Consider the following 23,147-nt stretch of genomic DNA (forward strand, 5'->3'; position numbering starts at 1 on the left):
GACGGCCGAATGGGCCACCCGCCGTTCACGGGTGGCCCATCGGGGATCGGTGCTGGTCAGCGGGGTCGCCCCGGTTCCGTCACGTCGTGACGGTCGGGCGCGGGGCGGCGGTCAGGTCAGGTCGGGTCAGGGCCTTCGCGACGGCCAGGTCAGGTCAGGGCCTTCGCGACGGTCGAGTCAAGGCCTTCGCGACGGTCGGGTCAGGGCCGTCCCGACGGTCGGGTCAGGGCCGGACCAGGGTGCAGCCGGGCAGGGTGAGGTCGAACCGGTTGCCGGCGGCGAAGCAGGCCGGGATGCCGTAGGTCTCCTGGGCGTAGCCGATGCCCTGGTGCACCGTCACCGAGCCGTTCTCGTCGACCTCACACGGGTTGTCGAGGGTGCAGGACTCGCCGTTCTCGTTGATCGTGTTGTTGACCGCGACCACCTGCCCGGTGTTCGCGTCCACCACCGGCGAGCCGGAGGTGCCGCCGATCACGTTGCAGCCGGAGGTGTAGCGGACCGAGTCCTTGAAGGTCCAGTCGGCCTCGTTCAACTGGTAGGCGAAGCCGTCGATCGAGCAGGAGTAGATCTTCTTCCAGTAGCCCGAGACGACCTTGATCGAGGTGCCCTGCGTGGGGTGGGCGGCGGAGATGGTCAGCGGGGCGATCCCGTACCGGGACTGGATCGAGGCGTAGCTGGTGTTCAGCTGGTAGATCGACACGTCGGTGTCGGTCATGGCGCCGTAGACCACCTTGGTCGCGCGCAGGGTGCCGAGCCCGCTGCCGCTGGAGCTGAGGAGGGTGAAGGTCCGGCTGGAGGGCTGGTTGAGGATCACCTCACCGGGGCCGGGCATGCCGGACTCCAGGCAGTGGCCGTTGGACAGGACGAGGGCCGGGTCGCTCGCGGCCGAGCCTGGCATCCGGACCAGCGAACCGGAACAGTTGTTGAGCGCCACCGTCCCGGCGAAGTTGACGGCGCGGGGGGCCGCCTTGGTGTCGGTGACCTGGGCCTGGTCGCTCAGGGACTGGCCGTCCCGGGCCGCGACGGACACGGCGGCGGGGGCCTCCGCGGTGGCGGCCTGGGCCGGGAGGGCGCCGGCGAGGGCGGTTGCTCCGGCGACCAGGACGGTGGCGAGCATGCCTATGAGCGGCTTCTTCATGAGAGACCTCTCGGTGTGGGGGTGCACCAAAGCTGTCGCGGACATGACTCACTGTCAAGAGTCAAGACGACACCAAGAAAGCACTTCGGCCGCAATGGCTCGTTCGCGCGGTGGCGGCGGTGCGCCGGCCCCTCCCTTCGCACCGCCGATCGCGTCAACCCGCCCCACGGCCCCCGTCCGCCACGTACTGTGGCGACATCGGACGGGTGACCACAGGGGGCAGGAGTGACTACCGAGTACCGCAGCGACGCGCCATCGGAGCCCACGGGGGCGGGTGGGCGGTTGCTCGCCGTGAGCGACCTGCACATCTCCTACCAGGAGAACCGCGACCTCGTGGAGAAGCTCCGGCCCACCAGCCCCGACGACTGGCTGCTCGTCGCCGGAGACGTCGCCGAGCTCACCACCAGCATCGAGTGGGCGCTCGGGCTACTCGCCGAACGCTTCGCCCGCGTGGTGTGGGCCCCCGGCAACCACGAGCTGTGGACCCACCCCGAGGACCCGGTGCAGCTGCGCGGCGTGGCCCGCTACGACCACCTGGTCGACCTCTGCCGGAGCCTCGGCGTGCTGACCCCCGAGGACCCGTACCCGCTCTGGCAGGGCGCCGGCGGACCGGTCCGCATCGCCCCGCTCTTCCTCCTGTACGACTACTCCTTCCGCGCGCCGGGCACGACCACCAAGGAGGAGTCCCTGGCGGCCGCCTACGAGAGCGGCATCGTCTGCGCGGACGAGCGGATGCTCCACCCGGACCCGTTCCCGGACCGCGACTCCTGGTGCCGCGAGCGCGTCCGGCTGACCGAGCAGCGGCTGGCGGCCTGCGACCCGGACGTACCGCTCGTCCTGGTCAACCACTACCCGCTGGTCCGCCACCCGACCGAGATCCTCTGGTACCCCGAGTTCGCCCAGTGGTGCGGCACCGAACTGACCGCGGACTGGCACCGCCGCTTCAACACCGCGGCGATGATCTACGGCCATCTGCACATCCCCCGCAAGACCAGCTACGACGGTGTCCCGTTCGAGGAGGTCTCGCTCGGCTACCCGCGCGAGTGGCGCAAGCGCGGGCTGCCGGAGCCGCTGCTGCGCGAGGTCTTCCCGCAGGCGTAGGTGCGCCCTGCCCCGCCGCCTGACCGTCCGGCGGCGGGGCAGGGCGATCGCCGAGGGGTCAGGCCTCCCCCGCCTTCTCCCCCGCCTTCTCCTGCGCCTCCTCGAAGGTCGCCGACGCCTCCGGCCGGGCGAGCGTGACCACCAGGTCGCCGTCGCTCACCTCCGCGATCAGCGTGTCGCCCTCCTGCACCGTGCCGTCCAGCAGCAGGTTGGACACCCGGTTGTCCAGCTCCGACTGGATCGTCCGGCGCAGCGGCCGGGCCCCGAACTCCGGCTGGTACCCGCGGTTGACCAGCCACTCCTTGGCCGCCTCGGTGACCTCCAACTGCACGTCCTGCGCCTTGAGCCGGCGCCGGCTGCGCTCCAGCAGCAGGTCGACCACCGACAGCAGGTCCTTCCGGGTGAGCGCGTGGAAGACGATCACCTCGTCGATCCGGTTCAGGAACTCCGGCCGGAACTGCTGGCGCAGGTCGCGCATCAGGTCGTCGCGGATCTCGTCCACGTTCCCGGCGTGGTCGAGGATGCGCTGCGAGCCGATGTTGCTGGTCATGATCACCACGGTGTTGCGGAAGTCGACAGTCCGCCCCTGGGCGTCGGTCAGCCGCCCGTCGTCCAGCACCTGGAGCAGCAGGTTGAAGACGTCCGGGTGCGCCTTCTCCACCTCGTCGAAGAGCAGCACGCTGTACGGCTTGCGGCGGACGGCCTCGGTCAGCTGCCCGGCCTCGTCGTAGCCGACGTACCCGGGCGGGGAGCCGACCAGCCGGGAGACGGTGTGCTTCTCCTGGAACTCGCTCATGTCGAAGCGGATCATCCGGTCCGGGTCGCCGAACAGCAGCGCCGCCAGCGCCTTCGCCAGCTCGGTCTTGCCCACGCCGGTCGGCCCGAGGAAGAGGAAGGAGCCGGTCGGCCGGTCCGGGTCGCCCATCCCGGCCCGGCCGCGGCGCACCGCCTGGGCGACCGCGGTGACCGCCTCGTCCTGGCCGATCACCTTCTCGTGCAGGTGCTCCTCCAGCTTGAGCAGCCGCTCCCGCTCGGTCGCGTTCAACTCCGCGACCGGGATGCCGGTCCGGGACGACAGCACCTGCGCGATGTCGTCGGCGGTCACGTCGACGACCTCCTCGCGGGACTCGGCGACGGCCGCCAGTTCGTCCTCGGTCTGCCGCAGCTCGGCCTTCAGGTTGGCCGCCCGCACGAACTCCTCGTCCGCGACGGCCTCGTCCAACTCCCGCTTCAGCTTGGTGATCCGGTCCTGCACCCCGGTCGCCTCGGTCGAGCCGCTCAGGCTGCGCAGCCGCACCCGGGCGCCGGCCTGGTCCAGCAGGTCGATCGCCTTGTCCGGCAGGAAGCGGTCGCTGACGTACCGGTCGGACAGCGTCGCCGCCGCGTCCAGCGCCTCGTCGGTGAACCGCACCTGGTGGTGCGCCTCGTACGCGTCCCGCAGCCCCCGCAGGATCTCGATCGTCTCCTCGACGCTCGGCTCGGGCACCAGCACCGGCTGGAAGCGGCGCTCCAGCGCGGCGTCCTTCTCCACGTGCTTGCGGTACTCGTCCAGCGTCGTCGCGCCGACCACGCTCAGTTCGCCGCGTGCCAGCGCCGGCTTGAGGATGTTGCCGGCGTCCATCGACCCCTCGCCGCCGGAACCCGCGCCGACCACGGTGTGCAGCTCGTCCAGAAACAGGATCACGCTCTTCTCGGCCGCCGTGACCTCGTCGATCACCTTCTTCAGCCGCTCCTCGAACTCGCCCCGGTACTTGGAGCCGGCCACCAGGGCGGTCAGGTCGAGGGTGACGACCCGCTTGTCCCGCAGGCTCTGCGGCACGTCCCCGGAGACGATCCGCTGCGCCAGCCCCTCCACGATCGCGGTCTTGCCGACACCCGGCTCGCCGATCAGCACCGGGTTGTTCTTGGTCCGGCGGGAGAGGATCTCGACGGTCTGCTCGATCTCCTCGGCCCGCCCGACCACCGGGTCCAGCCGGCCCGAGCGCGCCGCCTCGGTGAGGTCCAGCCCGTACTCGTCCAGCGTCGGCGTCTCGCTCGGGTGCGCGCCCGTGCTGCTGCGCTCGCCGCCGACGCCGCGCCCCTCCAGCACCGTCTTCAGCGCCTCCTGCGAGGGCGCCGCGTTGCGCAGCGCCGTCCCCGCCCCGGACCGCTCCTGGTCCAGCAGCGCGCCGAGGATGTGCTCCGGCCCGATGTACGAGGCCCCGGCCGCCTGCGAACGGGCGTGCGCCGCCAGCAGCGCACGCTTGGCCGACGGCGTCAGCGCGGGCTGCCCGCCGTCCACCGCCGCCGGGTCCCCGGACGGCAGCGACCGCTCCAGGTCACCGGCCAGCTGGTCCGGGTCGATCCCCGCCCGCTCCAGCATCCGGCGCGACGGCTCCACCCGGGTGGCCGCCCAGGCCAGGTGCCCGGTGTCGAGATCACTGATCCCGTCCTCGCCGGCCCGGTGCGCGGCCAGCCCCAGCAGCTCCTGCGAGGACTCGCTCAGCAACCGCCCGATCGGCACCCGCTGCACGGCGGGAGGGGAGGCCATCGGACTCATCCCGAAGAAGCGGCTGAGTAGATCGGAGAACGGATCGCTCGATCCGAACGGTGGCATGGTCACGGAGGATCACCTCTCCCAAGCGGTGTGCAGCCACCCAAACACAGCCCGCCCCACCCCGCCTCCCGAGCCCCGCCCCCTCCCGCCCCCTGACGCCCCCTGACGGCACCCCCCAACTCCCCCGCCCCGTCGGCCGCACCGACGGAGCGGCCCGGGAAACGACGGAGGGCCGGTCCCGGGAGACATGTCTCCCGGGACCGGCCCTCCGAACGGTGGTGGGCGCGGACGGTTTCGAACCGCCGACATCTGCTTTGTAAGAGCAGCGCTCTACCACTGAGCTACGCGCCCCCTGTCGCGGCCCGGTGGGGGCACGACGACTGCCTAGGGTACCTGGTCCCGGGGGGTGCTGTGGTGCGGGTGGTCGGGGAGTGGGGCGGGTGGGGGTGCCGGTGCGGTGGGGCGATCGGGAAGAATGGGGGTGGATCAGCGGGTCGGAGCAGGGAGCGCGCAGTGACGGTGGCCGGCGGGAGCGGGCGGGGGCGGCGTCGGGCGGGGAGTGCGCTGGCCGACGCACTGGTGGTGCCGGTGGTGCTGGCGGGTGCGCTGGGTGCGCTGGGGCTGGCCTCGGCCGGGACGGGCGGCTGGTGGGGCCGGCGCGGCGGGGAGGGTGTGCGGGCGGACGCCAAGGCGGCCCGGGACGCCGCGCAGGAGGCGTTCTACGAGCTGGACTCGACGCAGCGCGAGGTGCAGTTGGCGGTGGAGACCGTCCGGGCGGCCGAGGACGAGGCGACGGCCCGCCGGGCGCTGGCGGATCTGGCGGGGATCACCGGCCGGGTGGACCAGGTCACCGTGAACTACCTGGGCGCGCTGGACGCGTACAACCTGGACGACGAGGAGCTGGACGCCGGCACCGCGGCGCGGGCCCGGCGGCAGCTGGAGGACGTGAAGGGGCAGCTCGGCTCGGCCCGGGCGGAGCTGAACGACTTCCTCCAGCGGCTTCAGCCGACCCTCCAGCGCGCCGAGCAGCAGTTGATGCGGGTCACCCCGGCGGTGGAGCAGGCGAAGCGCGCGCTGCTCCAGGCGAGCAACGCGCTGGACGCGGTGCGCGGCGCCGGGCTGCGGGCGGACGACCTGGCGGCCCGGCTGGCCGAACTGGCGCCGGAGCTCGGGCTGCTGAACGAGGGGCCGGCCCGGCACGGGGTGGCGCCGACGCTGCGGCGCGCGGACGAGGTGGGCCGGCGCGCCGAGGCGATCGCGGCCGACGCCGGTCAACTGCCGGAGCGGGCACGGGAGATCGACCGGCGGGTGGCGAGCCTGCGGACCCGGATCCAGGCGCTGGAGACCAAGGCGGAGACGGTCGAGCCGGCACTGAGCGAACTGCGCCGCCGGTTCAGCGCGGCCTGCTGGCAGGACCTCCAGCGGGTGTCGGAGCAGGTCGCGGAGACCGGGCGGGCGGCGGAGCGCAAGCTCGCCGAGGCCGCCCGGGCCCGGGACGAGCAGCGCTGGGCGGACGCGACGGGCGCCATCGGTACGGTGCGCGCGCTGTTGGACACCGCGGACGGGTCGGTGGTCGCGGTGAACGAGCGGCTGCGGCAGCTGAACGAGGTGCAGCACGACCCGCACCGGGAGGTGGAGCGGGCCCGGTTCGCCCTGCGCGACGCGCAGCGGCTGGCGATGACGGGCCGCAGCGCGCCGGACCCGCGGCACGCCGCCCCGCTGGACGAGGCGGTGGCGCGGCTGGACCGGGCCGTGGCCACCCTGGAGGCGGCCGGCCGGCACCCCGACTACTGGCACTTCCTGACCGAGCTGGCGGGCGTGCGGGAGACGGCGGCGCAGGTGATCGGGCTGATCCGCGGCGATCTGGGCGGGCACCGGTAGCGCCGGTAGCGCCGGCCGGGCAGGACACCGGCAGCACCCACCGATAGGACACCGGTAGGGCGCCGGCAGGGCACCGCCTGGGTACCCTGCCGGTATGCCACGCTACGACTTCCGCTGCCGCTCCTGCGGCGCCACCTTCGAACTCCGCCGCCCGATGGCGCAGGCCGGCGCCCCCGCCGTCTGCCCGCAGGGCCACGAGGACACCGTGAAGCTGCTGTCCGCCATCGCCGTCACCGGCTCCGCTTCGGGCGGCGCCCCGCGCCAGGCCCCCTCCGGCAACGGTGGTGGCGGAGGGGGCTGTTGCGGCGGCGGCTGCTGCGGCTGACCGCTCCCGCTTCCGCTCAGGAAGCGACGACGGGGGCGGTGGGGGCGGCGGGGGCGACGGAAGCGGCGGCCACCCGGGCGAGGAACCGTCGGACGATCTCCTCCCCCGCCGCCACCCCCACCTCGTCGAGGGCGGTGACGCCGGGGGCGGTCCAGCCGCCGTCGGCGAGTTCGCCGTGCCCGGGCCGCCAGGCGGCGTCGGCGGCGAGCAGCAGGTCGGCGTCGAGCAGCGAGTCACCGGCCGCGAGCACGGTGCTCGCGCCGGTGCGCCGGACGGCTTCGGCGAGGGCGGCGCTCTTGCTGAGCGGCGCGGGGACGGCGTAGACCTTGCGGCCCTGGAGCGAGACCGTCCAGCCGCGTTCGGCGCACCAGCCGGTCAGCTCGTCGAGCCAGCCGGCGGGCAGCGCGGCGCGCTCGACGACGAGGTAGGCGAACAGCCCGTCGGCGACGCGGCGCTTGTGCGTCCACTCCGGGTCGGCGCTCAGGGCGAGCTGCCGGACGACCTCCTCCAGCGGGGCCGCACCGGAGGCGAGCCGCGCAGTGATCTCGGTGCGCCAGTCCTGGTCGGGCACGCCGTCGACGAGCAGGTGCCCGCCGTTGCCGCAGATCGCGTACGCGGGGACCCAACCGGGCGTCGGGCCGGGCAGGTTGATCCGCTCGTACTGGGCGAGGGTGCGGGTGGTGGCGGGGACGAACCAGGCCTGCCGGACGAGTTCGGCGAGCAGCGCGGCGGCCTGTTCGGTCATGAACGAGAGCGCCTTTCCGTCGTGCACCTCGACGGAGAGCAGCCGGGGCGCGAGCCGGTCGGGGACGTCCAGGGCGAGGGCCCGGTTGGAGTAGACGAGCGTCCGGTCGAGGTCGCTGGCGACGAGAACATCGGCGTTCATCAGGACTCCTTCACCACAACGGTCCTACCGGAGGCCCCGGTCGCTCCCCGACTGTAGCGGGGGTGGATGAGGCCGACGCAGGAGTACGGCAGGCCGTCCACCTCCTCGACCTCGACGCCGCGCTGGGCGGCGAGCAGCCGGACGTGGTCGAGGTCGGCGCCGCGCCGGGCGAGGACCCGCCAGGGGACGCGGCGCAGCAGCACCCGGGTGGTCTCGCCGACGCCGGGCTTGACCAGGTTGACGCTGTCGATGCCGTACTCGGTGCTGATCCGCTCGACGGCGGCCCAGCCGGCCCAGTCGGGCGCGCGGTCCGGGGCGGTGGACAGCCGGTCGGCGGCGGCGACGGCCTCCGGGCGGACGGCGTCGAAGTGGTCGGCCACGGTGTCGAGGAAGGCGGCGGAGACGTCCGCGCCGGCCAGTTCGGCGTAGTGCTTGGCGCCGTGGAAGTCGTCCGGGCCGATCAGGCCGGGCCGCAGCACGGTGCGCGAGACCAGGCCGGAGACGGTGGAGTTGAGGCAGGCGGAGGGGATCAGGAAGTCGTCCCGGGTGCCGTAGGTGCGCGCGCAGCGGCCGGGGTCGGCGAGGACGGCGAGGTCCGGGTCGAATCCGGTGCCGGCCAGGGCCTCGGCGAGTTCGCGGCTGATCGCGCCCTTGCCGGTCCAGCCGTCGACGAAGACCACGTCGCCGGCGCGGTGGTGGGCGGCCAGGTAGCGCAGGGCGACCGGGTCGATGCCGCGGCCGCGGACGATGGAGACGGCGTAGTGCGGGGTGTCGAGTCCGTGGGCGTGGGCGAGCCAGCGGCGGATCAGGATGCCGACGGGCGTGCCGGCCCGGGCCAGCGAGGCGAGCACCAGGCCGGGGCCGCGCTCGCGCAGCAGGGTCTCGGCGACGGTGCCGGCGGCGAGCGCGATGCGGCGGGCGGAGGCGCGCAGCGCCTGGTGGAACAGCTCCTGGTACTCGGGGCTGGGCTGGTACTCGACCGGCAGCGATTCGGCGTAGTGCGCGCCGCCGTTCTGGACGGCCTCCTCGCGCTCCTCGGTGGGGGCTTCGAGCGGGACGCCGGAGAGGTCCTTGAGCAGCCAGGCCACCTCGTCGGGCCGGTAGGAGGAGAACGCCGGGCCGTACAACGGGGACGGCAGGCGGGGAGGCGTGCGGGACGGCAGCCCGGCCGGCCGGTGGGAGGGCAGCACCGCGAGCACCACCTGGTCGGTGACCTGCCGCAGCTGGCCGAGCAGGGCGCGCTCGCCCTCGCGCAGGGCGGGGGTGTCGGCGACGTCGTCGACCACCAGCACGACCGCGTCGAACCGGCGAGCCGGGTCGCTGCCGGGGGCGACGTTGTAGGCGTAGCGCTCGCGCGAAGCGTCGTCCTGCGGGTCGTCGTGGGCCGGGAAGGCGAGGCGGGTGCGGATGGCGTAGCCGGGGTCGTCCACGGCGAGGACGGGCGAGCGGGTGGTGGTGGAGTAGCGGACGCGGTCGCCGCCCAGCCGGTCGGCGAGTGCGCCGGCCAGCCGCAGCGGGGCGTACATCAGTTCCTCGAAGCCGAGGACCAGCACGCGCCGCGCCGTGGCGGGCAGTGCGTCGGCCAGCTGTGCGGCCAGGCGGGGCAGGGCGGCGTCCAGTCGGACGCGGTCGCGGGCGGTGAACCCGTGCCGGCCGCCGTCGGGGAGCCCGGCGGGCCAGTCCAGGTCGACCCGGGCGAGCGGTGCGGGCGGTCCGGGGGGCGCGGCGGGGGCGGGGGCGGCCTCGGCTATCAGCCGCTCGGCGCGGTCCAGGACGTCCGCGGGCAGCTGGACGGCGCCGCTGGCGGTGGCCACCAGGTCGAGCCGGACGCCGAGTTCGGCGGCGGTGTCGGCGAGCCGGCGGCGGTCGGCGGCGGAGCGCAGGTCGACCAGGGCGACGACGACGTAGTGGTCGCGGGGGTGGCGGGCGTGCAGTTCGCGGATGGTGTTGAGGACCGTGCGGCCGGTCGAGAACTCGTCGTCGACCAGCACCAACGGGCCGTCACCGGTGAGGAGCTCGGGATCGGCGGGGAGCAGCAGGTGCGAGGTGGCGTGCGAGTGCTCCTCCTCGAAGCCGCCGAGTGGGGGCACGCCGGCCACCGGGCGGCGGGTGGAGTGCAGGTACGGGGCGTCGAGGCCGTCGGCGACGCTGTGGCCGAGGCCGGTGGCCGTCTCCGCGTAGCCGAGGACGACGGCCCGCGCGGCGGCCTCGTCGCCGAGCAACTCGCGGACCTGCCGGCCGAGTTCGAGCCCAACGCCGTGGACGACCGCGGGCCGCTGCGGGACGTGCTTGCCGAGCACGGTGGAGACCAGCAGGTGGGCGCGCTTCGGGTTCTGGGAACGCAGGGCCAGGCCCACGAGTTCGGGGAGGCGGTCCGATCCGGTCAGGGCGATGCCGGCCCGGTCGGCGACCCAACGGCCGGTCCACGTCTGCTGTGCTGTCACTGCTGGTCCTGCCTTCGCATGGTGCGGTGGTGCGGTCTTCGGATCGGTCGGATCGGTCGGATCGGCCGGATGGGTCGGATCGGTGGGGCCGTTCGGGTCAGCCGCGGACAGCCCCCTCAGCCGCGCGCAGCCCCCTCACCCCCTCACCCCCCGCACAGGCAGGCCGCGAGCAGCTCCGCGAAGCTCACGTCCTCCCGGGCCACCCCGAACACCTCCGCCCGCAGCAGCACCCGCTCCGCCCAGGCCCGGTGCGGCCGGGCCTCGTTCATCTTGTTGGTGTACGCCGAGCGCAGGACCCCGCCGCCGTCCCGCTCCTGCCGGAGGATGTCCCGGGCGTCGCAGTACTCCTCGTGCGTGACCACCGAGAGGGCGTGCACGGCGGGGACGTGGCTGGGGTGGATGCAGGTCTTGCCGAGCAGGCCGTTGGCCCGGTCGAGCTCGACCTCCCGGATCAGCCCGTCCAGGTCGTGCTCGATGATCCGCCGGCGGACCTCCTCGCCGGAGGCCCGGGCCGTCCCGGGGGCCTCGGCGAACGGCGTGCGGCGCAGCTGCGGCTTGAACATCCGCTCCTGGACCGGGAAGTACTCCCAGACCGGACCGGTGACGGTGTACCCGGTGCCGTCCGCCCGGCCGAGCACGTTGACCACGTCGCCGATCACCGCCGAGACCAGGGCGACGTCGTACGCGGTGAGGTCGGGCGAGCGGCGCAGGCCGTACGCGGAGCACAGGTCGGTCACGCCGAGGCGGACGGCGAGCACCCGCTCCCGGTGCCCGGCGAGCAGGTCGGCGATGCCGAAGAGCTGCTGGCGCCTGGTCTCCAGGTGGGCGAGTTCGGGTGACTCCAGGACGGGCATGGCGAACAGCCGGCGCCCGGTGGCGGCCTCGGAGGCGGCCAGGGCGGCCAGGTACGCGCCGCCGGTCTCCGTGGTGAACTTCGGCAGGACGAACCCGCTCAGCAGCTCGACGGCCGGCCCGAGCCGCTCGGCCAGGTCGAGGATCTGGGAGGCGGCTCGAACTCTGATGAAGAGCAGGGGGTGGCCTTGTGTGCAGTCGGTGAAATCCCTGACCAGGTCATTCAACTGCTCGATCAGGTTCCGCTCCCCCGCGTCCACCTCGTGGTCGGCGATCGCGTCCTCCAGGCAGAGCACCATCGACACCACGCCCCGAGCAGCCTGTTTGCGGATGTCGGCGGCCAGCGCGGGCCGGGTGGCGGGGCTGTAGAGGGTGCCGCCGAGGGCGGTGGCCAGCACCGCGGCCTCGCTCCGCGCGGTGAACGGCCGGGGCGGTTCGAGGAAGAGGCGACCGCGTACGTCGTCGGCGAGGTGGCCGAAATGGCGCAAGGTGCTCTCCTCAGAGGTTTGACGGCCACCGGTCCGTTGCCGGGGCGTGCGGCGGCGCGGGACGACACCGCGATCCAGCGGTGCGACACCATGGTTAACCGGTCCACGGGGCTCCGTGGTTCCCGGACGGACGCCGGCGGGCCCCCTCCGCCCGACCCCGGCGGGCCCTTGGACCGCCCATCGTACGGACGGATTCCGGCCGTCCCCGGTTCCTCGGCACTGAACTCCCGGAACATCGCCGTCCAGATCACCGATCACCGGTCGAGCACCGGCAAACCCCCGGCAAGCGCAAGTCTTGGCAAAGTTCGACCCGGTTCCGACGGTCCCGGTCACGTTGTCCGAAGGGGTGGCGAACGGGCAGGATGGTCGGCTATGACGCACGTGATGGCCAAGGGCGCCAACATCGCACTGCCGGCTGCGGCGGTCCGCGCCGTGCTGCGCTGGAGCGCCACGCCCGGTGCGCCGGACGTGGACGCGTCCGCGCTGCTGCTCGGCGCCACCGGCAAGGTCCGTTCGGATGCCGACTTCGTCTTCTACAACCAGCCGCGACACCCCTCCGGCCTGGTGCGCCACCTGCCCAAGCAGCAGACCTCCGGCGGCGCCGAGATCATCGACACGATCGAGGTCGAACTCGCCAAGCTGCCCGCCGACGTCGACCGGGTGGTGCTGGCCGGCTCCTCCGAGGGCGGCTCCTTCCGCACGGTGCCCGGGCTGCGCCTGCTGCTCTTCGACGCCACGGCCGGGGACGGCACGCCCGCACTCGCCGAGTTCGCGATCTCCGACGGCGAGAACGTCACCGCCCTGGTCGCGGGCGAGCTGTACCGGCGCTCCGGCGCCTGGAAGTTCCGGGCGATCGGCCAGGGCTACACCTCCGGCCTGATCGGCCTGGCCACCGACTTCGGCATCACCGTCGACGACGAGGCGGAGGCCGACGCGGCCCCGGCGGCGGCCTCGACGGCCACCCCCACCGCCGCCGTCGACCCGCGCAGCACCCCGCTGCCCGCCCCGCGCCCGACCGCCCCGCCCGAGCCCGGCACCTTCACCCTGGCCCCGGCCGTCCCGCAGCCGTCGGCCACCCCCCAGGGCCGACCCCAACAGCCCGCCGCGGCCGCCCCGGGCCCGGTGCCGCCCCCGCCGACCGCCCCGCCCACCGTTCCCCCGGCCGCGCCGCCGGCTCCGACCGCACCCCCGGCCCACCAGCCCGGCACCGGGTACGGCTACCCGCAGCAGCCACAGCCCCAGCAGCCGCCCGGCACCGGCTACGGCTATCCGCAGCAGCAGCCCGGTACCGGCTACGGGTACCCGCAACCCACCCCCCAGCCGTACCCGCAGCAGCAGGGCACCGGATACGGCTACCCGCACCAGCAGCAGCCCGCCCCGCAGCAGCACCCCGGCAGCTACGGCTACCCGCACGCCGGCACCGGCCAGCAGCCGCCGGCCCAGGCCCCCGCGCAACCACCTGCCCAGGCCCCGGCCCAGCCGCCCACCGGCGAGGAGTTCGCCCTGCCGCCGCAGGGCCCGCAGTTCCAGCCCCGCTGACCGGCCTGCTCAGGGCACCACCGCCGCCCGGCTCCGACCAGACCGGGCAGGGCCGAGGCCGGGCGGGGTCGAGGCCGGGCGGGGTCGAGGCCGGGCGGGGCCTAGTCGGAACCGCCCTGGCTCTTGTACCCGCGCTGCCACTGCATCCCGAACCCGTACAGCCGGTCGATGTCCGCCTGGAACCCGTTGACGTACCGCACCTCACGGCGCACCGTCAGCTGGTTGTCCCCCGCGTTCTCGATCAGCACCACCGCGCACGAGCGCGCCGCCCGGGCCCGTTCGTCCAGCTTGATCTCGATCCGCGGCCCGGTCTGCGGCACGATCGTCACCACCGCGTGGGACTGCTCGAAGGCCGGCGTGCCGTCGTAGATGTAGACGAAGATCAGCAGCCGTTTGAACTTGTCCTTCTTCTCCAGGTTGACGTACATCGTCTCGCCGGACGGCGCCCCGTACTGGTCGTCGCCGCTGAGCTTGATGTACGGCGGTTGCCGGAGGTCGCCGAAGTAGCCGCCGAGCGGCTGCACCACACCGCTGCTCCCGTCGGACAGTTCGTACATGCACGCCAGGTCGAGGTCGACGTTGACCTGCTCGTTCTGCACCGAGTCCGGCTCCAGCGGGCGCAGGATGCGGGGGCTGAAGAGGCGCTTGGCGCGTTCCCGGGCACTCGGCCGGACGGCCCCGGAGCGGGTGGTCCAGTGCAGGTTGACGTAGAGGTAGCCGGTGGTGGCCGCGGACCCGGTGATCGCGTGCTGCGGGGTCGACTTGGTGAGTATGACCTTGTGCTGACCGCCCGGGTTGTCGAAGGTGTAGTTCCGCTCCCCGCGCAGGTACTCCCAGATCGAGACCATCCCGCCCTCTCCCCCTGCTCCCGTCAGGCGATCTGACGGTTCGCCGCTCCATGATCGGGCATCAGCCCGGCCCTCGGATACCCAAACCTTCCCCTCCCCTACCCCGTCGGGCCCCCCGGCGCTCACCGCCGGGTCGACGAGTGGAGCGGCCGGCGGGTCGATTGGCGGGAGGAAGCCCCCCTCCCGTAACATGCCGCCCCTTCGGACGCGATATCGTCTAGCCGCACAGGTGTCCCGTCCGCCCCTGCGCGGGTGCGGCGGGTACGCCGTGCGGCGACGAACGAACCGTCAGGCGCGACCCGAGTACCGGGAGCTGACCGCCTGTGTCGCTCTGTGAACCCGTCCCCTGCGGAAACCCGAGGCCCGACCCGCAATGAACCTGACCTCCATACAGCTGGTCTGGACCGTCGTCGGCGGCGCAGCCCTGCTGTTCGTCGCCGTCCTGCTGGCGACGCTGCGTTTCAAGAACACGAAGAAGGAAGAGGCCGGCGACTCCTGGGAGCGCAGCGAGGAGCGTCGGCGGCGCAAGGAGATGATCTACGGCATCTCCTCCTACACGCTGCTGTTCTGCTGCGCCGGTGTCGCCGCCGCGCTGTCCTTCCACGGCCTGGTGGGCTTCGGCAAGGAGAACCTGGGGCTGTCCGGCGGCTGGGAGTACCTCGTCCCGTTCGGCCTCGACGGCGCCGCGATGTTCTGCTCGGTGCTCGCCGTCCGCGAGGCCAGCCACGGTGACGCCGCGCTCGGCTCCCGCCTGCTGGTCTGGGTGTTCGCGATCGCCTCGGCCTGGTTCAACTGGGTGCACGCGCCGCGCGGCGTGTCGCACGACGGCGCCCCGCAGTTCTTCTCCGGCATGTCGATCTCGGCGGCGATCCTGTTCGACCGCGCGCTGAAGCAGACCCGCAAGGCCGCGCTGCGCGAGCAGGGGCTCGTGCCGCGCCCGCTGCCGCAGATCCGGATCGTCCGCTGGCTGCGCGCCCCGCGCGAGACCTACGCGGCCTGGTCGCTGATGCTGCTGGAGAACGTCCGCAGCCTGGACGAGGCGGTCGAGGAGGTGCGCGAGGAGCGCCAGGCCAAGCTGGACGCCAAGGTGCGGGCCCGCACGGCCGACCGCCGCGAGCGGGCCGAGCTGAAGGCCATCTCCCGCCAGGGCGGCATGCTCGCCCGGGCCCGCGGCGGCCGCCAGGTGCCCGCGCTCACGGCTGCCGGCGACGGCCAGACCGCTACGGAGCCTGCCCTAGCCGCCGAGTCGGACACCGCCTCCTCGCACCAGGCCGCCTCGGGCCCGCTGGAGCCGGCCGCGCTGGACGCCGGCCGCCGCCCGCGTGCCGCCGTCGGCTCGTCGTACGCGCCGTCCTCCTCGGCGTCCTCCTCGTCCTCGTCCTACTCGTCGTCCTACTCCTCGTCCTCGTCCGCCGGATCGGCCTCGGGCTCGTCCTACCGCAGCTCGACCATCGACCTGACGGCCGACGACGACACCCTGTCGATGCCCAAGCTGGACTCGCTGGAGCGCAAGCTGCGCGCGATCGAGCAGCAGCTCGGCTGAGCGGGCGCACCGCGACGCGAAACGGCCGCCCCCGGATTCCCGGAGGCGGCCGTTTCGCGTACCCGGCGGGCTATTCGCCGGTACCCGTACTCACCAGTTCCGGTTCGTCCCGCGCGGCCTCGCGCCGGTTGCGCAGGATCGACGAGCCGAGCGCCAGCCCGATGAAGGCGACGCCGATCAGGCCGGTGACGATCTCCGGGATGTGGTACTTGATCCCGACCAGCAGGATCACCGAGAGCGCGCCGATCGCGTAGTGCGCGCCGTGCTCCAGGTAGACGTAGTCGTCCAGGGTGCCCTTGCGGACCAGGAAGACGGTCAGCGAGCGGATGTACATCGCGCCGATGCCCAGGCCCAGGGTGATCTGGAAGATGTCGCTGGAGATGGCGAACGCGCCGACCACGCCGTCGAAGGAGAACGAGGCGTCCAGGACCTCCAGGTAGAGGAAGAGGAAGAACGCGGCCTTGCCGCCGACCTGGAGGATCGACTTGCCGGACTTCTCGGCCTCCTCCTCGCGCTCGGCGTCCTCCTCCAGACCCGATTCGAAGATCGAGGAGAGGCCGCCGACCACGAGATAGGTGATCAGGCCGAGGACACCGGCGAGCAGAACGGTTTCAGCGTGCTCCCCGGCGAAGAAGTTGGAGGCCAGCACCAGCACGACCAGCGCGACGACGCTGGAGAAGGCGTCCAGCTTGCCGACCTTCTCCAGCGGGCGCTCGATCCAGCCCAGCCAGTTGTGCTCCTTCTCGTCGTCGAACACGAAGTCGAGGAAGATCATGAGCAGGAAGACGCCGCCGAAGGCCGCGATGGCGGGGTTGGCCGCCTCCAGGTACTGACCGTAGGTCAGGCCAGCGTGCGTCTTGTCGGAGTGCAGCGCGAGGTCGACGACCGTCGCGGGGTTGAGCTTCGCGGTGAGGCCGACCACCAGCAGCGGGAAGACCAGCCGCATGCCGAAGACGGCGATGAGCACGCCGACGGTCAGGAAGATCTTCTGCCAGTACGGGTTCATCCGCTTCAACACCGTGGCGTTGACCACCGCGTTGTCGAACGACAGGGAGATCTCCAGGATGGAGAGGATCAGCACGATGCCGAATCCTTGGGCCCCCCAGAGCAGTCCGGCCGCGATCAGGCCTAGGACGGTGATCGCGAACGACCAGCCGAAAGTGCGGAGGAACACGGGACTTGGTTACCTTTCGGGTTTCGGGCCGTGCCGGGGGCGGCCTCGTCCCGAGACGCCCTGACCGGGCCGGGCCCGGTCAGGTCACCCCCGCACTGCCTTCTGTTCTCATGATCGTAGGTTGGGTGCGATTGTTCTGATTTTCGCCTTTTCGCCCTTACTGTACGTTTACGCCGAAATCGAGGGCGATGCCGCGCAGGCCGGAGGCGTAGCCCTGGCCCACCGCGCGGAACTTCCACTCGCCCGCGTAGCGGTACAGCTCGCCGAAGATCATCGCGGTCTCGCTGGACGCGTCCTCGGACAGGTCGTAACGGGCGATCTCCTCGCCGTCGAGGGAGTTGGCGACCCGGATGTAGGCGTTGCGGACCTGCCCGAAGTTCTGCAGCCGCGCCTCGGCGTCGTAGATCGACACCGCGAACACCACCTTGTCCGCCTGCGCCGGAACCAGCTCCAGGTTGACCAGGACCACCTCGTCGTCGCCGTCGTCCTCGCCGCCGGTGAGATTGTCACCGGTGTGCTCGACCGAGCCCTCGGGGCTCTTGAGGTTGTTGTAGAAGACGAAGTACTCGTCACCGAGCACCCGGCCGCCACCACAGATCAGGGCGCTCGCATCGAGGTCGAACGGTGCGCCCGTGGTCGAACGGGCGGACCAGCCGAGGCCGATCTGGACCTGCGTCAGGTTCGGCGCGGCCTTGGTGAGCGAGACGTTCCCGCCCTTGGCGAGCGTGACCACCATGACTGTTCTTCCTCCCTTGCCTTCTCCCGGGGCGCGCCTACAAGGTGTAGTCCCCCACGGCCCGGGCCGGCCCCGTTTGGCCGGCTGAACTTCCTGAACTCACATCCTCGCAGCGCACGGAGCCGACACGAAGCCGGGGCGGCCCCGGACCTCTGGAGGTCCGGGGCCGCCCCGTAGAAGGCTCCCGCGCCGGGCGACCGGCCGTCGTCCGCCGCCGCCCCGCGTCGTCCGGTGTCGTCCGGTCAGACGTTGACGCCGAAGTCCTGGGCGATGCCGCGCAGGCCGGAGGCGTAGCCCTGGCCGATGGCCCGGAACTTCCACTCCGCGCCGTTGCGGTACAGCTCGCCGAAGACCATCGCGGTCTCGGTGGAGGCGTCCTCGGAGAGGTCGTAGCGGGCCAGCTCCGTGTTGTCGGCCTGGTTCACCACGCGGATGAACGCGTTGCGGACCTGGCCGAAGTTCTGCCCGCGGTTCTCGGCGTCGTAGATCGAGACCGGGAAGACGATCTTCTGCACGTCCGCCGGGACGCCGGCCAGGTTGACCTTGATCGCCTCGTCGTCGCCCTCGCCCTCGCCGGTGCGGTTGTCACCGGTGTGCTCGACGGAGCCGTCCGCGCTCTTCAGGTTGTTGAAGAAGACGAAGTTCCCGTCCGAGGCGACCTTGCCCTGCTCGTTGCAGAGCAGCGCGCTGGCGTCCAGGTCGAAGTCCGTCCCGGTGGTGGTCCGGACGTCCCAGCCCAGGCCGACGACCACGGCCGAAAGCCCCGGGGCCTCCTTGGTGAGCGAGACATTGCCGCCCTTGCTCAGGCTGACACCCACTTGTCCTCCAAGAATCGGGAGGCACGCCCTGGTGCCCCCGTGGTGCGGTTCGAGGCGCCGGCCGGCGAGCGGCTCACGTGCCCCACCCGGCCAACGGACCGAGCGTAGTGCGCGGTTCCCGTCCGGACGTGCGAACGGGCCCGGCGCGGCTGTTCGAAGTTCGCGGGGCCGGGCCCACGGCCACCGCCACGGGCCTCCACGCGGGGCCTCAGAGGGCGCCGAGGGCCTTCAGGTACTCCTGCTCGTCCCGGGCGTCCGGGAGGTCGTTGACGACGCTCCAGCGCACCGTGCCCGCCGTGTCGATCACGAAGGTGCCGCGCACGGGGCAGCCCTTCCGCTCGTCGAGGACGCCGTAGGCGCGGGCGACCTCGCCGTGCGGCCAGAAGTCGGCCAGCAGCGGGAACTCCAGGCCCTCCCGCTCGGCGAAGACGCGCTGGGTGAACTGCGAGTCGCAGGAGACGCCGAGCACCTGGACCCGGTCGTTCTGCAACTGCGCCAGCTCCCGCTGGATGGCGCCGAGCTCGCCGGTGCAGACGCCGGTGAAGGAGAACGGGTAGAAGACCAGGACGACGTTCCGCTCGCCCCGGAAGTCGGAGAGGCGGACCGCTTCGCCGTGCTGGTTGTTGAGCTCGAAGTCCGGAGCCTCGGTGCCGACCTCGATGGCCATGGACGTGACCTTTCTGACGCGACCGCGCCGCGCGGGCGGCGCGGCCAGCGCCATCCTCGCATCCGTTCGGGCACGTTCCGCCGAATGGATGAGGGCGGCACCCGCGCGCTCCACCGCTTTCGCCCTGGGCGAACGCGTTTCCGGGCCGGCCCCGGGGCGGACGCGACCCCTGGCGACCACGCTCCGTGACGACGAGGGCGACGCCGCCCCCGGTTCCGGACCCGGAAAACGATCGGGCCCCGCCGGAGGGATCCTCCGACGGGGCCCGGTGCGGGGCCTCAGAGCCCGCTCAGCGCTTGCCGGCCGGCTTGGCCGTGGACTTGGTGGCGAGCCGGGTGGCCGCCCAGTCCTTGGCGACCGCGATCGAGCTGGTCTGGGAGAGACCGGCGGTGCGGGCCGCGTCCGCGATGTCGGACGCCTCGATGTGGCCGTCGCGCCCGGTCTTGGGCGTCAGCAGCCAGATCAGACCGCCTTCGGCCAGGTACTCCAGGGCGTCGACGAGGGAGTCGGTGAGGTCCCCGTCGTCGTCGCGGTGCCACAGCAGGACGGCGTCGGCGACGTCGTCGTAGTCCTCGTCGACGAGATCCGTCCCGGTGAGCTCCTCGATGCCTTCGCGGAGATCCTGGTCAGTGTCGTCGTCGTACCCCAGCTCCTGGATGATCTGGCCCTCTTCGAAGCCGAGACGGGTCGCCGGGTTGGACTTGTCCGCGGGGTCCGCGGTCGCGCTCACGGGAATAACCTCCAGTATTCGGCCCGGCGTCCATGCCGAGGCTGTGGCCGTAGTCCACACGGGCGCGGCGGTTCGCGCAAGTACCCGCCCCCCGATCCCTCCCAAAGGTTGACGTGCCACAGCGGGGACACGCCGTTCGATGTGTCGGGAATCACACCGATTTGCCCTTCTCTGCATGAGACAAGGATGCTTCGGGTGGTCCCGGCCCACAGGGCGTACGGATGCCCGAGATACGAACGGCATTCGGGTCCGCGCGTGCGCGGGCGTAGAGTCTCCTGTTGGCCCTCACCCCGGCCGCCCGCCATCGGGCGGACGGGACACCAGGTCGGACCACCTCTGTACGTAGCACCCGGGGGTGTGCGGGGCGGGCGAAGTCGCCCGGACCCGCGCACCGCCAGACCGTCCCGCCCACCAGGCGGAACGGTTACCGATCGGTAGAGATGACGGATCTCCGAGCGCGGTAGCACGATGGAGGCGGCGCGACACACCTCAGTTTCGACCGACAGTGAAGGAACAGCGTGGCTTCCGGATCCGATCGCAACCCGATCATCATTGGCGGCCTTCCGAGTCAGGTCCCGGACTTCGATCCCGAGGAGACCGCGGAATGGCTGGAGTCGCTTGACGCGGCCATCGACGAGCGGGGGCGCGAGCGCGCCCGCTACCTGATGCTCCGCCTGATCGAGCGCGCCCGCGAGAAGCGTGTCGCCGTGCCCGAGATGCGCAGCACGGACTACGTCAACACCATCGCGACCAAGGACGAGCCGTTCTTCCCCGGCAACGAGGAGATCGAGCGAAAGATCCTCAACGCGACCCGCTGGAACGCGGCCGTGATGGTCTCCCGGGCACAGCGCCCGGGCATCGGCGTGGGCGGGCACATCGCCACCTTCGCCTCCTCCGCGTCGCTGTACGACGTCGGCTTCAACTACTTCTTCCGCGGCAAGGACGCCGAGGGCGAGTCCGGCGACCAGATCTTCTTCCAGGGCCACGCCTCCCCCGGCATCTACGCCCGCGCGTTCCTGCTGGACCGACTGTCCGAGCAGCAGCTCGACGCGTTCCGCCAGGAGAAGTCGAAGGCCCCGTACGGCCTCTCCAGCTACCCGCACCCGCGGCTGATGCCGGACTTCTGGGAGTTCCCGACCGTGTCCATGGGCCTCGGCCCGCTCGGCGCGATCTACCAGGCCCGGATGAACCGCTACCTGGAGCACCGCGGGATCAAGGACACCTCCGACTCGCACGTCTACGCCTTCCTCGGCGACGGCGAGATGGACGAGCCGGAGTCGCTGGGCCAGCTGTCGCTGGCCTCGCGCGAGGGCCTCGACAACCTGACCTTCGTGGTCAACTGCAACCTGCAGCGCCTGGACGGCCCGGTCCGCGGCAACGGCAAGATCATCCAGGAGCTGGAGTCCCAGTTCCGGGGCGCCGGCTGGAACGTGATCAAGCTGGTCTGGGACCGCAGCTGGGACCCGCTGCTCGCGCAGGACCGCGACGGCGTCCTGGTCAACAAGCTGAACACCACGGTGGACGGCCAGTTCCAGACCTACGCCACCGAGACCGGTCAGTACATCCGCGAGCACTTCTTCGGCAGCGACCTGCGCCTGCGCAAGATGGTCGAGAGCATGACCGACCAGCAGGTCCAGCACCTGGGTCGCGGCGGCCACGACCACAAGAAGATCTACGCGGCGTTCAAGGCGGCCCGCGAGCACAAGGGCCAGCCGACGGTCATCCTCGCCCAGACGGTCAAGGGCTGGACGCTCGGCCCCAACTTCGAGGGCCGCAACGCCACCCACCAGATGAAGAAGCTGACGGTCGAGGACCTGAAGCGCTTCCGCGACCGGCTGCACCTGCCGATCACCGACAAGCAGCTGGACGAGGGCTACCCGCCCTACTACCACCCGGGCCGCGACTCGGAAGAGATCCAGTACATGCACGACCGCCGCAGCGAGCTGGGCGGCTACGTGCCGACCCGCAAGGTGCGCCCGCGTCAGCTGGAACTGCCCGGCGACGACGCGTACAAGGCGGTCAAGAAGGGCTCCGGCAACCAGACCATCGCCACCACCATGGCGTTCGTCCGGGTGCTCAAGGACCTCATGCGGGACAAGGGCATCGGCAACCGCTTCGTGCCGATCGCGCCCGACGAGTACCGCACCTTCGGCATGGACTCGCTCTTCCCGTCGGCGAAGATCTACAACCCGCTCGGCCAGACCTACGAGTCGGTCGACCGCGACCTGCTGCTGGCCTACAAGGAGTCGCCGACCGGCCAGATGCTGCACGACGGCATCTCCGAGGCCGGCTGCACCGCCTCGCTGATCGCCGCCGGCTCCTCCTACGCCACCCACGGCGAGCCGCTGATCCCGGTGTACGTCTTCTACTCGATGTTCGGGTTCCAGCGCACCGGCGACCAGTTCTGGCAGATGGCCGACCAGCTGGCCCGCGGCTTCGTCATCGGCGCCACCGCCGGCCGTACCACGCTGACCGGCGAGGGCCTCCAGCACGCCGACGGCCACTCGCAGCTGCTGGCCTCGACCAACCCCGGCGTCGTCGCGTACGACCCGGCGTACGGCTTCGAGATCGCGCACATCGTCCAGGACGGTCTGCGGCGGATGTACGGCACCAGTGCCGAGCACCCGCACGGCGAGGACGTGTTCTACTACATGACCGTCTACAACGAGCCGATCAAGATGCCGGCCGAGCCCGAGAACGTGGACGTCGAGGGCATCCTCAAGGGTCTGCACAAGTACGCGCCGGGCACCGCCGGCCAGATCCCGGCCCAGATCCTCGCCTCCGGCGTGGCCGTGCCGTGGGCCCTGGAGGCCCAGCGCATCCTCGCCGAGGAGTGGAACGTCAAGGCCGACGTCTGGTCCGCGACCTCCTGGAACGAGCTGCGCCGCGACGCGGTGGAGGCCGAGGAGTTCAACCTGCTGCACCCCGAGGAGCAGCAGCGCGTGCCGTACGTCACCCAGAAGCTCCAGGGTGCCGAGGGCCCGGTCGTCGCCGTGTCCGACTGGATGCGCGCGGTGCCGGACCAGATCTCCCGCTGGGTGCCTGGTCAGTACCAGTCGCTGGGCGCCGACGGGTTCGGCTTCGCCGACACCCGCGGTGCGGCGCGTCGCTTCTTCCACATCGACGCGCAGTCGGTCGTCCTGGCGGTGCTCACCGAGCTCGCCAAGCAGGGCAAGGTCGACCGCAGCGCGCTGAAGGACGCGATCGACCGCTACCAGCTGCTCGACGTGGCCGCGGCCGACCCGGGCGCCGCCGGCGGCGACGCCTGATCACCCGCTAGACCCTGAAGGGCCGGGCCTCCGACCACGGAGGTCCGGCCCTTCGGCGTTCCCGGGTGCCCCCGAGCGGGTCCCGCTGGTCCCACCGGCCCGCGGCGGCGGATGAGGGCACGCAGCGGCCCCGGACTCCATCGAGTCCGGGGCCGCTGGTCGTCGGCCGTCG

At 72.2% G+C, this 23,147-nt stretch carries 17 protein-coding genes and 1 tRNA gene; 6 read left to right on the forward strand and 12 right to left on the reverse strand.

All coding sequences use genetic code 11. The annotated features are described in order from the left end of the window. Positions 1-223: 223 nt before the first annotated feature. Positions 224-1,138, reverse strand: coding sequence for a serine protease (locus tag AB0P03_RS11375; RefSeq protein WP_363580728.1), 915 nt, complete (start codon positions 1,136-1,138; stop codon positions 224-226). Positions 1,139-1,363: 225 nt separating this feature from the next. Between AB0P03_RS11375 and AB0P03_RS11380 the strand changes: the two genes are divergently transcribed. Next, positions 1,364-2,239 carry a metallophosphoesterase gene (locus AB0P03_RS11380; RefSeq protein ID WP_350878102.1) on the forward strand — a complete coding sequence of 292 codons (876 nt, stop codon included), beginning with the start codon at positions 1,364-1,366 and terminating at the stop codon, positions 2,237-2,239. 58 nt (positions 2,240-2,297) lie between these two features. Here the strand turns inward: AB0P03_RS11380 and AB0P03_RS11385 are convergent, their stop codons facing one another. Together AB0P03_RS11385 and AB0P03_RS11390 are read right to left on the reverse strand one after the other, a co-directional pair. Beyond that, positions 2,298-4,841, reverse strand: coding sequence for an AAA family ATPase (locus AB0P03_RS11385; RefSeq protein WP_363628622.1), 2,544 nt, complete (start codon positions 4,839-4,841; stop codon positions 2,298-2,300). A gap of 210 nt (positions 4,842-5,051) precedes the next feature. Beyond that, positions 5,052-5,126 (reverse strand) — tRNA-Val (locus tag AB0P03_RS11390). Between the two features lie 168 nt (positions 5,127-5,294). Between AB0P03_RS11390 and AB0P03_RS11395 the strand changes: the two genes are divergently transcribed. Then, the gene (locus AB0P03_RS11395) at positions 5,295-6,656 is read left to right on the forward strand and encodes a hypothetical protein (RefSeq protein WP_363628637.1); all 1,362 of its coding nucleotides are present in this window, start codon (positions 5,295-5,297) and stop codon (positions 6,654-6,656) included. Positions 6,657-6,750: 94 nt separating this feature from the next. Continuing rightward, positions 6,751-6,981, forward strand: coding sequence for a zinc ribbon domain-containing protein (locus AB0P03_RS11400; RefSeq protein ID WP_363580711.1), 231 nt, complete (start codon positions 6,751-6,753; stop codon positions 6,979-6,981). A 16-nt stretch (positions 6,982-6,997) separates the two neighbouring features. Here the strand turns inward: AB0P03_RS11400 and AB0P03_RS11405 are convergent, their stop codons facing one another. The 3 genes from AB0P03_RS11405 to AB0P03_RS11415 all read right to left on the reverse strand — a co-directional run bounded on the left by AB0P03_RS11405 (position 6,998) and on the right by AB0P03_RS11415 (position 11,651). Next, positions 6,998-7,867, reverse strand: coding sequence for an HAD family hydrolase (locus AB0P03_RS11405; RefSeq protein WP_363628624.1), 870 nt, complete (start codon positions 7,865-7,867; stop codon positions 6,998-7,000). Next, positions 7,867-10,311: a phosphoribosyltransferase gene (locus AB0P03_RS11410; RefSeq protein WP_363628626.1), complete on the reverse strand. Its 2,445-nt coding sequence runs from the start codon at positions 10,309-10,311 to the stop codon at positions 7,867-7,869. The genes AB0P03_RS11405 and AB0P03_RS11410 overlap by 1 nt, the downstream gene beginning before the upstream one ends. 143 nt (positions 10,312-10,454) lie before the next feature. Further along, positions 10,455-11,651 carry an HpcH/HpaI aldolase/citrate lyase family protein gene (locus AB0P03_RS11415; RefSeq protein WP_363628628.1) on the reverse strand — a complete coding sequence of 399 codons (1,197 nt, stop codon included), beginning with the start codon at positions 11,649-11,651 and terminating at the stop codon, positions 10,455-10,457. A gap of 372 nt (positions 11,652-12,023) precedes the next feature. Between AB0P03_RS11415 and AB0P03_RS11420 the strand changes: the two genes are divergently transcribed. Further along, on the forward strand, positions 12,024-13,190 hold the full coding sequence (locus AB0P03_RS11420; protein WP_363628630.1) for a TerD family protein: 1,167 nt from the start codon (positions 12,024-12,026) through the stop codon (positions 13,188-13,190). 101 nt (positions 13,191-13,291) lie between these two features. On the opposite strand, the gene AB0P03_RS11425 is transcribed toward AB0P03_RS11420, so the two are convergent. Next, positions 13,292-14,038 carry a Tellurium resistance gene (locus tag AB0P03_RS11425; protein ID WP_350878113.1) on the reverse strand — a complete coding sequence of 249 codons (747 nt, stop codon included), beginning with the start codon at positions 14,036-14,038 and terminating at the stop codon, positions 13,292-13,294. A 373-nt stretch (positions 14,039-14,411) separates the two neighbouring features. Between AB0P03_RS11425 and AB0P03_RS11430 the strand changes: the two genes are divergently transcribed. After that, positions 14,412-15,581 carry a DUF2637 domain-containing protein gene (locus AB0P03_RS11430; RefSeq protein ID WP_363580701.1) on the forward strand — a complete coding sequence of 390 codons (1,170 nt, stop codon included), beginning with the start codon at positions 14,412-14,414 and terminating at the stop codon, positions 15,579-15,581. Positions 15,582-15,651: 70 nt separating this feature from the next. Here AB0P03_RS11430 and AB0P03_RS11435 read toward each other — a convergent pair whose 3' ends face one another. From AB0P03_RS11435 to AB0P03_RS11455, 5 genes are all read right to left on the reverse strand, one after another. Next, positions 15,652-16,755, reverse strand: coding sequence for a DUF475 domain-containing protein (locus AB0P03_RS11435; RefSeq protein WP_363580699.1), 1,104 nt, complete (start codon positions 16,753-16,755; stop codon positions 15,652-15,654). Positions 16,756-16,912: 157 nt separating this feature from the next. Continuing rightward, a complete protein-coding gene (locus AB0P03_RS11440; protein ID WP_363580697.1) occupies positions 16,913-17,491 on the reverse strand; it encodes a TerD family protein in 579 nt (192 codons plus the stop codon). Between the two features lie 242 nt (positions 17,492-17,733). Then, complete coding sequence (locus AB0P03_RS11445) at positions 17,734-18,309, reverse strand: TerD family protein (RefSeq protein ID WP_363580696.1); 576 nt, start codon at positions 18,307-18,309, stop codon at positions 17,734-17,736. A 208-nt stretch (positions 18,310-18,517) separates the two neighbouring features. Next, a complete protein-coding gene (locus AB0P03_RS11450; RefSeq protein ID WP_363580694.1) occupies positions 18,518-18,976 on the reverse strand; it encodes a peroxiredoxin in 459 nt (152 codons plus the stop codon). A gap of 289 nt (positions 18,977-19,265) precedes the next feature. Beyond that, entirely contained in the window at positions 19,266-19,706 is a 441-nt protein-coding gene (locus AB0P03_RS11455) for a DUF3052 domain-containing protein (protein WP_363580692.1), read from the reverse strand. 518 nt (positions 19,707-20,224) lie between these two features. On the opposite strand from AB0P03_RS11455, the gene aceE reads away from it, so the two are divergent. Then, complete coding sequence (aceE, locus tag AB0P03_RS11460) at positions 20,225-22,975, forward strand: pyruvate dehydrogenase (acetyl-transferring), homodimeric type (RefSeq protein WP_363580690.1); 2,751 nt, start codon at positions 20,225-20,227, stop codon at positions 22,973-22,975. The last annotated feature ends 172 nt before the right edge of the window (positions 22,976-23,147 follow it).

It is taken from the genome of Kitasatospora sp. NPDC088779 (genome assembly GCF_040685395.1).
Taxonomy (GTDB): domain Bacteria; phylum Actinomycetota; class Actinomycetes; order Streptomycetales; family Streptomycetaceae; genus Kitasatospora.